The sequence below is a fragment of the Cedecea sp. Ae19-4 genome (assembly GCF_059801165.1).
The window spans coordinates 572,976-585,582 of sequence record NZ_JBCHWG010000003.1 but is presented as its reverse complement, the minus strand read 5'-3'; the positions used below and the strand labels follow the sequence as shown (position 1 = coordinate 585,582).

Annotated in this window: 13 protein-coding genes; 8 read left to right on the top strand and 5 right to left on the bottom strand. The window is 55.5% G+C overall.

The features are described 5' to 3' along the window. Positions 1-190: 190 nt before the first annotated feature. Genes pnuC through AAIE02_RS20670 form a run of 3 tightly spaced genes read right to left on the bottom strand, consistent with a single transcriptional unit; the run spans position 191 to position 2,413 of the window. On the bottom strand, positions 191-907 hold the full coding sequence (gene pnuC, locus AAIE02_RS20680; protein WP_498533159.1) for a nicotinamide riboside transporter PnuC: 717 nt from the start codon (positions 905-907) through the stop codon (positions 191-193). Positions 908-909: 2 nt separating this feature from the next. After that, the gene (locus AAIE02_RS20675; protein WP_039287910.1) at positions 910-1,656 is read right to left on the bottom strand and encodes a nucleoside phosphorylase; all 747 of its coding nucleotides are present in this window, start codon (positions 1,654-1,656) and stop codon (positions 910-912) included. Positions 1,657-1,714: 58 nt separating this feature from the next. Beyond that, positions 1,715-2,413: a Crp/Fnr family transcriptional regulator gene (locus AAIE02_RS20670; protein WP_498533158.1), complete on the bottom strand. Its 699-nt coding sequence runs from the start codon at positions 2,411-2,413 to the stop codon at positions 1,715-1,717. 217 nt (positions 2,414-2,630) lie between these two features. On the opposite strand from AAIE02_RS20670, the gene AAIE02_RS20665 reads away from it, so the two are divergent. The 3 genes from AAIE02_RS20665 (at position 2,631) to AAIE02_RS20655 (ending at position 4,619) form a co-directional block, all read left to right on the top strand. Further along, positions 2,631-2,963 carry a YegP family protein gene (locus tag AAIE02_RS20665; protein WP_008460852.1) on the top strand — a complete coding sequence of 111 codons (333 nt, stop codon included), beginning with the start codon at positions 2,631-2,633 and terminating at the stop codon, positions 2,961-2,963. 133 nt (positions 2,964-3,096) lie between these two features. Next, the gene (locus tag AAIE02_RS20660; RefSeq protein WP_498533157.1) at positions 3,097-4,290 is read left to right on the top strand and encodes an anthrax toxin-like adenylyl cyclase domain-containing protein; all 1,194 of its coding nucleotides are present in this window, start codon (positions 3,097-3,099) and stop codon (positions 4,288-4,290) included. A 128-nt stretch (positions 4,291-4,418) separates the two neighbouring features. Then, positions 4,419-4,619: a glycogen synthesis protein GlgS gene (locus AAIE02_RS20655; protein ID WP_498533156.1), complete on the top strand. Its 201-nt coding sequence runs from the start codon at positions 4,419-4,421 to the stop codon at positions 4,617-4,619. 231 nt (positions 4,620-4,850) lie between these two features. Here the strand turns inward: AAIE02_RS20655 and AAIE02_RS20650 are convergent, their stop codons facing one another. Together AAIE02_RS20650 and AAIE02_RS20645 are read right to left on the bottom strand one after the other, a co-directional pair. Beyond that, on the bottom strand, positions 4,851-5,108 hold the full coding sequence (locus tag AAIE02_RS20650; protein ID WP_008460858.1) for a YjhX family toxin: 258 nt from the start codon (positions 5,106-5,108) through the stop codon (positions 4,851-4,853). 206 nt (positions 5,109-5,314) lie between these two features. Then, positions 5,315-6,238: a LysR family transcriptional regulator gene (locus AAIE02_RS20645; protein WP_336708640.1), complete on the bottom strand. Its 924-nt coding sequence runs from the start codon at positions 6,236-6,238 to the stop codon at positions 5,315-5,317. A 225-nt stretch (positions 6,239-6,463) separates the two neighbouring features. Between AAIE02_RS20645 and AAIE02_RS20640 the strand changes: the two genes are divergently transcribed. The 5 genes from AAIE02_RS20640 to tauA all read left to right on the top strand — a co-directional run bounded on the left by AAIE02_RS20640 (position 6,464) and on the right by tauA (position 12,606). Beyond that, complete coding sequence (locus AAIE02_RS20640) at positions 6,464-7,708, top strand: dicarboxylate/amino acid:cation symporter (RefSeq protein ID WP_008460862.1); 1,245 nt, start codon at positions 6,464-6,466, stop codon at positions 7,706-7,708. A gap of 42 nt (positions 7,709-7,750) precedes the next feature. Continuing rightward, positions 7,751-8,941 carry a cystathionine beta-lyase gene (metC, locus tag AAIE02_RS20635; protein WP_498533155.1) on the top strand — a complete coding sequence of 397 codons (1,191 nt, stop codon included), beginning with the start codon at positions 7,751-7,753 and terminating at the stop codon, positions 8,939-8,941. 153 nt (positions 8,942-9,094) lie between these two features. Further along, positions 9,095-10,003: an N-acetylmuramic acid 6-phosphate etherase gene (murQ, locus tag AAIE02_RS20630; protein WP_039287892.1), complete on the top strand. Its 909-nt coding sequence runs from the start codon at positions 9,095-9,097 to the stop codon at positions 10,001-10,003. Between the two features lie 2 nt (positions 10,004-10,005). Then, positions 10,006-11,457: a PTS N-acetylmuramic acid transporter subunit IIBC gene (murP, locus tag AAIE02_RS20625; protein WP_336708646.1), complete on the top strand. Its 1,452-nt coding sequence runs from the start codon at positions 10,006-10,008 to the stop codon at positions 11,455-11,457. Between the two features lie 174 nt (positions 11,458-11,631). Further along, complete coding sequence (gene tauA / locus AAIE02_RS20620; RefSeq protein ID WP_336708648.1) at positions 11,632-12,606, top strand: taurine ABC transporter substrate-binding protein; 975 nt, start codon at positions 11,632-11,634, stop codon at positions 12,604-12,606. Position 12,607: the final 1 nt, after the last annotated feature.

The window sequence follows — 12,607 nt, the reverse complement described above, 5'->3', positions numbered from 1 at the left end:
CGATCGTTAAAAATTATCTCGCTGCTGTGCCTGAAATAAAGTGTAGATGAATACGCTGAGGGAGTTGAAAGCGGTCGCTGAAAATCGCGAGATTTTTAAAAAGCTTTTTATTTTCATCCGGCTTGATAAATGAGATATATCTGAACGGGAAAAAGGGCCGCTAAGCGGCCCTTGATGTGAATAAAACGATTCAAGCCAGCGGCCGGGAGCCAATCATTCTGGCGCTCTTGATCCACGCCATAGAGCCCATTACCGCAATGGCCGTCAGCAGGATGTATTCCAGCGACATGGCATACACGCCCTGAATGGCGTAAATCACCACGCTAATCACGTCGATAACCACCCAAAGCAGCCAGTTTTCGACGTATTTACGCGTCATCAGCACCATCGCGGCAATCGACAGGATCAGCATCGCGGAATCCCATAGCGGGAAGGCATCCGGCTGGAGGGTTGGCATCTCAACCGCAACGCCGACACTCTGCATAATGCCCACCGCAATATGGGTCAGCACGGCGAAGACCGGGTCGATAAAGAAGGTCATCAGCGCGATGGCAACCAGGCAAACCGCCGCCAGCGTGAACGCCTTGCTGCGCGGCAGCCAGCGGATCTTCAGCGCGGCCTCGTTGGCCTCGTTCTGGCGGCTCCACGCGTACCAGCCGTAAAGGTTGGCGGCGAAGAAGAACACCTGCAGCAGCAGGCTGGCGTAAAGCTGGATCTGGAAGAAGATCGCCGCAAACAGCGTGACGTTAATCAGGCCGAACAGGTAGTTGATGATCTTCTCTTTGCTGGCGAACCAGATGCAGAGCAGGCCGAAGACGGTGCCGATGGCCTCGATCCACGAGAGCGCGTAGCCGCCCTCGCCGAGCGGAATGGTGACCATCACATTCTTAATGCTGAAGAAATCCATGATTACTGCTCCTGACTGTCAAGGTAGAGCGCTTCGAGGGCGAGTAAAATCTCGCGGGATTCACCCTGCAGGCAGGAGTGTTCCTGCTGCTGGTAGTTGTTAATGCCTTCTTCCAGATTGCCGCTGTGCTCAACCACCACGTTAAGCACGGAGGCGATGCGCAAACCGCGCAATGCGCCAACTACCATCAACGGTGCTGTTTCCATATCCGCAGCGAGAATGCCCTTGCCGGACCAGAACTGGTTAATCTCGTCTTCGCGTTCGGTGTAGAAGCTGTCGTGGCTGCGCACATAGCCGCAGTGGCTGGCGTAGCCCAGGCGTTTGGCCTGCTGAGTCAGGTGGTGCACCAGGCCGATGTCCGCGCAGGCCGGGTAGCCTTTGTCGATGTACATCTGGCTGGTGCCTTCGTCCCGCACGGCGGCGGTGGCGATCACCAGGTCGCCGAGACGGATGTGGTTTTGCATCGCTCCGCAGCTGCCGATGCGGATGAGATTGGTGACGCCAATCTGGCGCAGCTCTTCCACGGCGATGGCGGTAGAAGGCCCGCCCATGCCGGTGGACATCACCAGCACTTCCACGCCGCGGAACCAGCCGCGCAGGGCGCGATATTCCCGGTTGCTGCCGAAGTCTTCCACGTTGTCCAGAAACTGCGCGACGTGTTCCACGCGTTTCGGATCGCCCGGCAGGAGCGCATAACGGGCGTGCGTCATCTCTCGGCTGAGCCGGATATGGGGCTGGAGTTGGGTCATGATAGTTACCTGGCGTTAAACGAGCCATTTGGGATGGCTCAGGATTGGCTGCTGTTATTTAATGTTCGGCGTGCTGGCGCAGGCGCTGAGGGTCGAGAACCTGAATCTGCTCGCCGTGAATCGCAATGATATTGTCTTCCCGCAGTTCGGATAAAATGCGGTTAATGCTGCGCGGAGCCACCGCAAACTGCTCGCTTAATTGCTGCTTATTAAGCGGGATGCTGCCCTGTATTTGCTGGTATTTCTGCCACAGCACCAGGCAAAGACGCTGATGTAACGAATAAAGAATGTCTTCCCCGGCCTTTTTGGAGAGCTGATAATATTGATCGCTCACGGCCTGTAATATTTTTTGATTAAAGTAATTGTCTAACCCCAGCCAGCGAATAAACTCTTCCCGCGTCAGCACTAAAAGCGCCGCGTCGCTAACCGCTTCTACCGAGCAGATGTATTGCCGCCGCTCGAAGATTTCCAGCTCCCCCAGAATGTCGCCTTTTTTATAGCGCGCCTGGGAATATTTTCGCCCGTCGTCGGCGGTGGTGAAAACGTCGATTTCCCCTTTAACAATCAGGTGGAATTCATCGCAAATTTCCCCCTGGCGAAAAATCAGCGAGCCGCGTGGGTAATGTTTTAGCTGCCAGCTGCGCAGAATATACAGCGGGCAATACTTCAGCAGCTCATACAGCACCGGGTCGCCGGTCACGCGTTCAATGACGTTCAGCCAGTCGCCGGGTCTGTTCTCGTTTTTCATGCTGTTCACTATAAAATTTCCCGTCAAATAAGGACAGGACGCCCGTCCCGCGTTGCCCACAGATTAGCGTGAAAACTGCCAGCGGGATCTTAAATCCGCATCGTGGCCGGGACATTTGTCCCGCCAGGGCGCAGGTGGGGTGGGCGATTTGTTTGTTTTTCGTACATACTGTTTTTGACGTTCACCCAATCTATTAACTGTTTATGATTTTAATCAAGGAGTTAACATGTCTGGTTGGTTCGAATTAAGCAAAAGCAGCGACGGGCAGTTTAAGTTCGTGCTCAAGGCGGGCAATGGCGAAGTGGTCCTCACCAGCGAGCTGTATAAAACCCGCGCCTCGGCGGACAACGGTATCGCCTCCGTGCGCACCAACAGCCCGCTGGAGGAGCGCTACGACAAGAAGGTTGCCAGCAACGGGAAGTTCTACTTCAACCTCAAGGCCGGCAATCATCAGGTGATTGGTACCAGCCAGATGTACGCCACGGAGCAATCCCGGGATAAAGGCATTGCCTCGGTGAAAAATAACGGTGGAACCGAAACGGTGAAAGACAAGACTTAACCGGAACCAGGGCGGCGGGGCAATCCGCGAGCATTCACCTGGGTGATGTTTTCGCGTGATGCTGCCCCGGCCGTCTTTTCCTGGCCGCAGCCTCCATAGCTTGTTGTTTATCGCCGGGAGCCAGGCCGTAAAAATGAAAGTTGAATCCCCCCCTGCGGCGTATCGCCCTTTAGAACTTCACCTGTCCACAGCGAGTCAAACGCCCGGCACGGATCTCCCGCAGCTTGTCTCACACATCAAAGGCAAAACCGGCATCGTGCCAGCGCACCTTATCCCGCTTCAGAGAGTCGCCTCGGAGCAAAACTGCATCATCGGGGTCAGGCCGGTAGACAAGCTGGCGACGGCGCTGATTGAGGCCGGGTATCCGACCAAAGGATTTCACATCAAGGGGAAAAGCGCCTCGTGGGGGCCGCAGGCGGGGTTTATCTGCGTGGAGCAGCGGTTCAGCAAGCTGGAGAACGCCTCGCCCGAGCGAATCGTGAAGTTTAACCTGCAAACGCAGGCCTGCATTGTTGACGGGCATGCTGCCGCCGTGCCGCTGGAAGTTTCCCAGAGCCGCCTGCACGACCTGTTTGAGCAGGGGCTTATCGACAAGCTGTCACCTGAGAGCGCCGGCGGCGTGAGTCATCTCAGGGCCAGCGGGCCAGGTGGGGAGCCTTATGCGTTTGAGGCCCGGCGCCTGCCGGGCAGCGGAGAAGCGCGGTATCAAATTTCCCATCACGGTGCACCCCTGCAGGTGCTTGCCCCACACGCTGAAGCCCGGCCCTTCACCGCGGATTATGATCTGCTGGTCATCGCCCCGCACGTCAGCGAGTTAGGGCCTGAGGATAATTTGCAGGTGCCGGATGTGTCCCATCAGGTATTTCGCCAGCGGCTGGAAAATTACCGCACGCTGCCTGAGCACCAGGCGCTGCGCGGGGACTATGACAGCCCGGCGAGTTTCTACCGCAAGAGCGATGAGGAAACAGGCAACACGAGCGAGCGCGCCCGCAGGATGATTGGCGTGCTAAACCAGGCGCTGGTGGGGGACGGGGAAAAAGTGGTGCATCACGCAACGGACAGCGCCAACCCGGTTACCGATCCTGAGAGCAACTACCCGGCCACGTTCGCGCTGCCCCATAAAATCGGGCGCTTTGCACCTTTGTGCATTATTGAAAACAAAGACGATCTTGCGGAGCTGGTGCTTCAGGCCAAGAACGCGGGCTACCACGTGCCGCTGAATCCGCTGTGGGAAAAGGAGGTCCTTGGCGTGCGCAGCGACAGGTTTACTGCCGCAAAGTTAACGCTGGAGGCGGCGCAGTTCACAAGGCCGATTCGGCAGCGCTGAAGTCGCGTTTCGATATATCGCAGGGAGAAATCCCAAAAGCGCATTCATTGTTCAAAAAACAATCGTCAGCGGGTCGATACTGAAACCAGAAGCATATGACTTACCCAAAAGTTAACTCACAGAGGGATATGCTGATGAACAGAGAGCTACAGGCAGTAAAGAATTTTGATTTTCTGGCGCGTAGCTTCGCGCATATGCAGGCTTCGGGGCAGCAGGTGAATCTCCAGGCCGTGACAGGCAACATGAGCCGTGAGCAGAAAACGTGGTTCTGCGAACGCTTCAACCAGTATTGCGAAGAAGAATTCCGGGCCGCCGAGCTCGAACATTGAAATAACGGGCCATGCGGCCCGTTAAAGTTGCAGACAAAGAAGGAAAAAGCGTGGTTTTTCCTTCTTTGTGGCGAGCAGCCGAAAATCAATGGATTGATTCTCCAGTTTATTTTCAGGTAACAGATTGCAGAACTTTATCCGCATGAGCTTTGTCATCAGTCTCGACGGGCCAGATGGCCCGTTATCTGTTTTAGCCCTTCAAAACGCCTGTTTCATCCAGACTCTCGTCAATTACCTGTTATCCGGCTGGGCGCGAACGTTGTTCAGCCCGCTGGTGTTGATCCGGTATGGCTGCCCGTTGCTGGATTTAATCAGCTTCTTGGTTCTGAGCTTTTTGAACACGGCCAGCGTGCAGTCGCTGAGCAGCAACCCTTCGCGGGAGTAACATTCAACGGCGGTGACGCGGCCTGACGAGTCGCGAGTGTGAACGATGCGTCCCCCTTTCGCTAAAACGTGAAGGGTACGCTGTTCCTGACGGGATAAATTCATGCTGAAAAACCTTTTATCATCATGTGCAAAACGTGCCAACACAATGCGTGTGTTCGCATAAGAGTTAAGCGCAGTGATAATCAGTCCGGCCTGTGACAGGCGGGGCACTGATTATCAGATGATGACATTCTCCAGCATCAAGCCTCTGAGTAAGTTCGGTAGAAATAACGGGCGGATAATAACACAGAAAAACTAAAGGGAAATAATTAAGGGATCCAGTTGTCCCACGCTGGCTGCGGCGAAAGCTCCCCCACGAGGAAATCAATAAACGACCTGACCTTAGGATTGCTGTATTTGCTCGGGAAATAGAGGGCGTACAGCGCATGGGTTTCGTAAGTGATGATGCCGTCCAGCAGCAGCGGGGTTAGTTCATCCTTTTGAATATGGTCGCCAATCAGATAGGTGGGCAGGTAGGCGACGCCCTGATTTTCCAGTACGGATTTAAGCAGTACCAGGCTGCTGTTGGCCTGGATTGGCGTACGCATTTTTACCAGGTGCTGCCGTTCGTGCTCGTCTGTAGTTTTAATCTGCGGTGTCAGCCCTGGGTAAACCAGGCAGTCGTGCGTGACCAGATCCGTGCGTTTGCCCGGCATCCCTTTCTTGCTGAGGTAGTCTGCGGTGGCACAGTAAGCCCAGCGAACTGGAGCCAGTTTGCGCATGGCGTAATTTTGCGGCGGAGAGGTGGATATTCGCAGGGCGATATCGAAGTCGGATTCATTAAGATTAATAAAGTTATCGTTGAGATCAATATAAAGATTCACATCGGGGAAGTTCGCCCGGTATTTATCAACAAGGTTGACCAGCCTGGCGTAGCCAAACGCAATAGAACAGGTGATGCGCAATTCACCCTGCGGATTGTTGTAATAGCTTGATGTGGTATTTAGCGTGTCGTCGAATTCTTTAATTAACTTATTAGCGCGGTTAAACAAATATTGCCCCGCATCGGTTAGCGTGATGCTGCGGGTCGTTCTTTTGATAAGCGTTGTGCCCAGTAAATCCTCCAGCGCCGCCAGGCTCTTGCTCACCGCCGAAGGCGACACGCTGAGCTGTGCCGCCGCTTCAGACAGCCCGCCGCAATCGATAATTTTGACGAATACCTCGAGATGCTTGAGTGAAATTGGCGCGCTCATTTTTTCCTTTTATTCACAAGTGATTTGAGGAAACGGTATTAATTCCCCATACCAATCCAATTTCAAAAGTGTAACTATTGCGCTGTAGTAAATAAAGAAGTTAGAAAATGAATTTTATACATTATTAGTGATTTTCATCACAAAAGTCCGGGGATTTAATTACAGCAGTTAGTAATTGTGATTTTCGTCCCAGTTATTATTACTTTTATTGAGAAGGTATCCTTTATGTGGACACGCCTCGAACCCTACAAATCATCTTTTGTTCTTTTATTTGCTCTCATTGTCGGCGGCTTGCTGGGTATTTATGCCCCAACTTATGCCATTAAATTACAACCTGTCGGGCAAATATTCCTCAACCTGTTGTTTATGATTATTGTGCCGCTGGTTGGCGTCAGCGTGATGTCATCTATTGCCGGCATGACCGACCTTAAACGGTTAGGCCGCATCATGGTGGTTATTTTTATTGTTTCCATCGCCATGGCGCTTATTCCCGCCGCAGGCATTGTGCTGCTGGCGCTTTGGTACAACCCGGCACAGGGCGTGACTATCGATCTTTCCCATTCGGTGAAAGGCGGCTCGGGGGAGATGGATTTTGTCAGCATGGTGACCACCAGCGACTTTGTCGGGTTGTTCTCCAAGTCGAACATCCTGGCGCTGATCGTGATCGCTATTATCGCCGGTGTAGCGATTGGTCAGTCGGCGGATGCGGGTAAACGCATCGCCGCTCTGCTGCAGGACGCCAACACCGTTATCATGAAAATTGTCTCTATTATCATGAAGGTGGCACCTGTCGGCCTGGGCTGCTACTTCGCTGCAACCATGGCGAGCCAGGATGCTTCTCTGCTGATGACCTTCGCTCGCGCCATCGGGTTATTTATGGCGGCAACGCTTATCTATTACGTGCTTGGCTCCATTTTCTATTCGTGGATTGGCGGCGGGCTTCCGGCAGTAAAAGCGTTCTGGAAACACGCGATTGAGCCTTCCGCGACCGCGCTGGGCACCTGCTCTTCGCTCGGTACTCTGCCGGTTACGCTGCGTGCGGGCAAGGCAATGGGCATCAACCCTGAAATCGTCGATGTCTCGATTCCGCTGCTGGTGAACCTCAATAAAGGCGGCGTGGCGATGATTGCCGCGTTGAAAATCGTCTTTATCTATTCGGTTCTTGGCCTGCCATTTACCAGCGAAACCTTCTTCCTCGCGATGCTGATTGCTGTGCTGTCGGCCATTATCGTTGGCGGCGTGCCGGGCGGCGCGTTCCTCGGGGAGATCTTTATTGTCACGACGCTGGGGCTGCCGATGGAAGCCATCCCGCTGCTGGTGGTGCTTGGCACCATTACCGATGCACCGGCCACGCTTATCAACGTGATCCACGATCTTAATGCGGCACAAATCGTTGAACGCTTCGCCGGAAAGAAACGTGGTGAACCGGAAACCAGCGCTCCGCTGGCCGCAAACAGCCTCGCTGGCTAAGCCCTCTGAATGGAATGAATCAGGAAATAACGGGAGAATTTTATGAAACAGAAAAGTCATCTTGAAACTCAGCTGATCGTCGCCGGGCGTGAAAAACGCTACACCCAGGGGGCGGTAAATGCGGTCATCCAGCGCGCGTCCTCGCTGGTATTTGACAGCGTGAAAGCCAAAAAATTTGCCACTGCCAACCGGGCAAACGGCGAACTGTTCTATGGCCGCAGAGGCACGCTGACGCATTTTTCCTTCCAGAAGGCGATGACGGAGTTAGAAGGCGGCGCCGGGTGCTCGCTTTATCCGTGCGGCGCGGCGGCGGTCACCAATGCGATTCTGGCTTTTGTCAGCGGCGGAGATCATATCCTGATGACCGGCGCGGCCTATGAGCCAACTCAGGATTTCTGCAACAAGATCCTGAGCAAATTCAACGTCTCAACAACGTACTACGATCCGCTGATTGGTGCCGGGATCGCTGAGCTTATCCAGCCCAATACCCGCGTTGTTTTCCTCGAGTCTCCGAGCTCAATTACCATGGAGGTTCAGGACGTGCCCGGCATGATTAAGGCGATTCGCGCCGTTAACCCGGAAATTGTTGTTATGCTGGACAACACCTGGGCCGCCGGGGTGCTATTCCGGGCGCTGGATTATGGTGTAGATATCTCGATTCAGGCCGGGACCAAATACACCATCGGCCATTCGGACGGCATGTTGGGGACGGCGGTTGCCAACGCGCGCTGCTGGGATCGCCTGCGTGAAAACTCGTACCTGATGGGCCAGACGCTGGATGCCGATACGGCGTATATGGCTGCCCGTGGCCTGCGCACGCTGGGAGTCAGGCTGAAGCAGCATGAGGAAAGCAGCCTCGCGATTGCCCGCTGGCTGTCAGCTCATCCGCTGGTGGAACGGGTTAACCATCCCGCGCTGGCTGAATGTCCGGGATATGCGTTCTTCGAACGCGACTTTTCCGGCAGCTCCGGCCTGTTCTCCTTTGTGCTAAAACAGCGCCTGACGGACGAGCAGCTTGCGGATTACCTGGATAATTTTACGCTGTTCCATATGGCGTATTCCTGGGGCGGGTTTGAGTCACTGATCCTGGCCAACCAGCCGGAAGAGCTGAACGACATTCGTCCGGCAGGCAAAGTTGACTTCAGCGGCACGCTGGTGCGAGTCCATATTGGCCTGGAAAACGTTGAAGAACTGATTGCTGACCTGGAAGCCGGTTTTACCCGCATCGCCTGATTCCCTCTTTTGCCGCCCGCAAGGGCGGCTTTCTCGCCCGAGTTATTCTGCTATTCCCTTTGTCGTGGAATAAAATATTCGTGATTGTGTTCACGCACATGGAATAAAATATTCCATACTATGCACAACAGAACACACATAACGGATGCCCCGATGAAAATTAACTTAACCAAACTGGTCACCGAAGGCCGCAATCCGGCCAGCGCGGAAATCGACACTCTGCCCACCTTAGAGATGCTTAAAGTTATCAATAACGAAGACAAGCAGGTGCCGCTGGCGGTGGAAGCCACGCTACCGCAGGTCGCTCAGGTTGTCGATAAAGTGGTGGCGGCTTTCGCCCAGGGCGGCAGGCTGATTTACAGCGGCGCAGGAACGTCCGGCCGTCTGGGGATCCTGGATGCAAGTGAGTGCCCGCCAACCTTTGGCACGCCGCGTGAGCAGGTCGTCGGGCTGATTGCCGGTGGGCACCCGGCCATTTTGCAGGCGGTAGAAAACGCCGAAGACAACCGTGAAATGGGTGAGCAGGATCTGCGTAACCTGAACTTCAGCGCGCGTGACGTGCTGGTAGGGATTGCCGCCAGCGGGCGCACGCCTTACGTACTGGGCGCTATGGCCTATGCAAAAAGCGTGGGTGCCACCGTCGCCGCCATCTCCTGTAATCCGGGCAGCGAAATGAGCCTGGCGGCGGATATCGCCATTGAACCGGTCGTCGGCCCGGAAATCGTCACCGGCTCTTCACGCATGAAGGCCGGGACGGCGCAAAAGCTGATCCTGAATATGATCACTACCGGGTCGATGATTCGCAGCGGCAAAGTCTACGGCAACCTGATGGTGGATGTGGAAGCCACCAACGCCAAACTGATCCAGCGGCAGGTCAATATTGTGGTGGCGGCGACCGAATGCAGCCCGGAGCAGGCCGAAGCGGCGCTTAGCGCCTGCCGTCGCCACTGCAAAACGGCGATCTTCATGCTGCTGAGCGGCCTGTCAGCCGAAGAGGCAAGCGATCTGCTGGCGAAAAAACAAGGCTTTATACGTGAAGCATTGCGGGGGTTAAACGGGTAATTATGGCGAAAATCACCGGCTCGATGATGGCAGACATCCTGCGCCTGACGGGCGGCAGCGGCAATATCCTTGTCTGCGGCAACTGCATGACGCGCCTCAGGCTGACGCTCAAAAACAGAGATCTCGTTCAGCACGACGACCTGAAGAAAATCCCCGGCGTGATGGGTGTGGTCAACGGTGACGACCAGCTGCAAATTATTCTCGGCCCCGGCAAAGCGCAAACCGCCAGCGAGCTGATGAATGGCCTGTTAAAGCAGGAGGGCTTAAGCGAGCCGGAGCGTGGCGAAAGCGCGGACCTGGCCGCGCTCGCCAGCCAGAACAAACAGCAGATGAAGGCGAAGCAGAACAGCGCGGTGCATAACTTCCTCACTAAGTTTGCCACCATCTTCACGCCGCTGATCCCGGGCTTTATCGCCGCCGGGCTGCTGCTGGGTATTGCCACGCTGCTGCAGCAAACGCTGATCGTTGAAGGCACAGCGCCTGCGGCCTGGCTGACCCAGCTTATTGCCTACATGAAGGTGTTCAGCATCGGGCTGTTTACCTTCCTGAGCATTCTGATTGGCTTCAACACCCAAAAAGCTTTCGGCGGCACCGGCGTGAACGGGGCGATCATCGCCTCGCTGTTTATTCTGCGCTACGTGCCGGAAGGCAAAGTGGGCTACTACGCCGGGATGGATACCTTCTTCGGGCTGGCTATCGACCCGCGCGGCAACATTATTGGCGTGCTGCTGGCCTGTATGCTCGGGGCGTGGATCGAACGCCAGGTTCGACGGATGATCCCGGACAACCTGGATATGATCCTCACCTCGACGATCACCTTATTGATCACCGGGGCGATCACTTTTGTGGCGATCATGCCCATCGGCGGCGAGCTGTTCAAAGGCATGTCCTGGCTGTTTATGCACCTGAACGGCAACCCGTTCGGCACGGCGATTCTGGCCGGGCTGTTCCTGATTGCCGTGGTGTTTGGTATTCACCAGGGATTTGTCCCGGTCTACTTCGCGCTGATGGATGCCCAGGGCTTTAACTCGCTGTTCCCGATTCTGGCGATGGCCGGTGCGGGGCAGGTGGGCGCGGCGCTGGCTCTGTTTGCCCGCTCGCCGAAAGGCTCGGTCCTGCGTACGCAAATCAAAGGGGCGATTATTCCCGGCCTGCTGGGCATTGGTGAGCCGCTGATTTACGGCGTGACGCTGCCGCGCCTGAAGCCGTTTATTACCGCCTGTATCGGCGGCGGCATCGGCGGGTTCTTTATCGGGCTGGTGGCCTGGCTGGGGCTGCCAGTCGGACTGAATACGGTGTTTGGGCCGTCAGGTTTGGTGTCGATTCCGCTGATGACTTCCCATCAGGGGATCTTCGCCGGGATGGCGGTTTACGTTGCCGGGATTGTTATCGCCTATGTGGCCGGGTTTATCATGACCTGGTGTTTTGGCAGTAAGAACGTTGATTTGACTTAAGTTAATATGACTCTTGCCCGCCCGCCTTCTGCGGGCGGCGTTATTCCCGCTCAGCAGCTAACCTTGCCCACTTTTTTTCTAAGGACGGAAAGGCATTAGCGATAATTTTTTATTCTTTTATGGAATCGTTGCCGTTGGAAATACTGCTCTCTCCCCCGAGACAGGAGCAGAATCATGGCAGCAAAACGACACTCACTCTGGCTGGTTGCACTGGCCCTAATTGCGGCTCAGGCCCACGCGGTGGACGTCACCGTGGCGTACCAAACCTCCGCCGAACCCGCCAAAGTTGCGCAAGCCGACGACGCTTTTGCCAAAGACAGCGGGGCGAAAGTGGAATGGCGTAAGTTCGACAGCGGCGCGAGCGTGGTGCGTGCGCTCGCCTCGGGCGATGTGCAAATCGGCAATATCGGCTCCAGCCCGCTGGCCGTTGCCGCCAGCCAAAACGTACCGATTGAAGTCTTCCTCTTGGCCTCCCAGCTCGGTAACTCTGAAGCGCTGGTGGTCAAAAAAGGCATCAAAACGCCGCAGGACCTGATCGGCAAACGCATCGCCGTGCCGTTTATTTCCACTACCCATTACAGCCTGCTGGCTTCCCTCAAGCATTGGGGCATCAAGCCGGATCAGGTTCAAATTCTAAATCTTCAGCCTCCGGCAATAATTGCCGCGTGGCAGCGCGGGGATATCGACGCCGCTTACGTCTGGGCTCCGGCGGTGAACGAGCTGGAAAAAGACGGCAACGTGCTGACGGACTCGGCGCAGGTGGGCAAATGGGGCTCCCCGACGCTCGACGTCTGGGTCGTGCGTAAAGACTTTGCTGAAAAACATCCTGATGTGGTCACCGCTTTTGCCCGCAGCGCCGTTGCGGCTCAGAAAGGCTACCTCGACAACCCTGACGGCTGGCTTCAGCAGCCGGACAACCTGAGCAAGCTTTCGCGCCTGAGCGGCGTACCGGAAAACGACGTCCCGGGGCTGGTGAAGGGCAATACCTACCTGACGGCGAAGCAGCAGGTTGAGCAGCTTAGCGGCCCAGTGAATAAAGCCATCGTGGACACCGCGCACTTCCTGAAAGAGCAGGGCAAAGTGCCGGCGGTCGCCACCGATTATAGCCAGTTTGTGACCGACCGCTTCGTGAAGCCGCTGGCGCAGTAAA

Excerpts from the sequence above, each read along its gene's own strand:
- pnuC (WP_498533159.1), bottom strand. The coding sequence starts at position 907 with ATGGATTTCTTCAGCATTAAGAATGTGATGGTCACCATTCCGCTCGGC.
- AAIE02_RS20675 (WP_039287910.1), bottom strand. The coding sequence starts at position 1,656 with ATGACCCAACTCCAGCCCCATATCCGGCTCAGCCGAGAGATGACGCAC.
- AAIE02_RS20665 (WP_008460852.1), top strand. The coding sequence starts at position 2,631 with ATGTCTGGTTGGTTCGAATTAAGCAAAAGCAGCGACGGGCAGTTTAAG.
- AAIE02_RS20660 (WP_498533157.1), top strand. The coding sequence starts at position 3,097 with ATGAAAGTTGAATCCCCCCCTGCGGCGTATCGCCCTTTAGAACTTCAC.
- AAIE02_RS20655 (WP_498533156.1), top strand. The coding sequence starts at position 4,419 with ATGCTGATGAACAGAGAGCTACAGGCAGTAAAGAATTTTGATTTTCTG.
- AAIE02_RS20650 (WP_008460858.1), bottom strand. The coding sequence starts at position 5,108 with ATGAATTTATCCCGTCAGGAACAGCGTACCCTTCACGTTTTAGCGAAA.
- AAIE02_RS20645 (WP_336708640.1), bottom strand. The coding sequence starts at position 6,238 with ATGAGCGCGCCAATTTCACTCAAGCATCTCGAGGTATTCGTCAAAATT.
- AAIE02_RS20640 (WP_008460862.1), top strand. The coding sequence starts at position 6,464 with ATGTGGACACGCCTCGAACCCTACAAATCATCTTTTGTTCTTTTATTT.
- metC (WP_498533155.1), top strand. The coding sequence starts at position 7,751 with ATGAAACAGAAAAGTCATCTTGAAACTCAGCTGATCGTCGCCGGGCGT.
- murQ (WP_039287892.1), top strand. The coding sequence starts at position 9,095 with ATGAAAATTAACTTAACCAAACTGGTCACCGAAGGCCGCAATCCGGCC.
- murP (WP_336708646.1), top strand. The coding sequence starts at position 10,006 with ATGGCGAAAATCACCGGCTCGATGATGGCAGACATCCTGCGCCTGACG.
- tauA (WP_336708648.1), top strand. The coding sequence starts at position 11,632 with ATGGCAGCAAAACGACACTCACTCTGGCTGGTTGCACTGGCCCTAATT.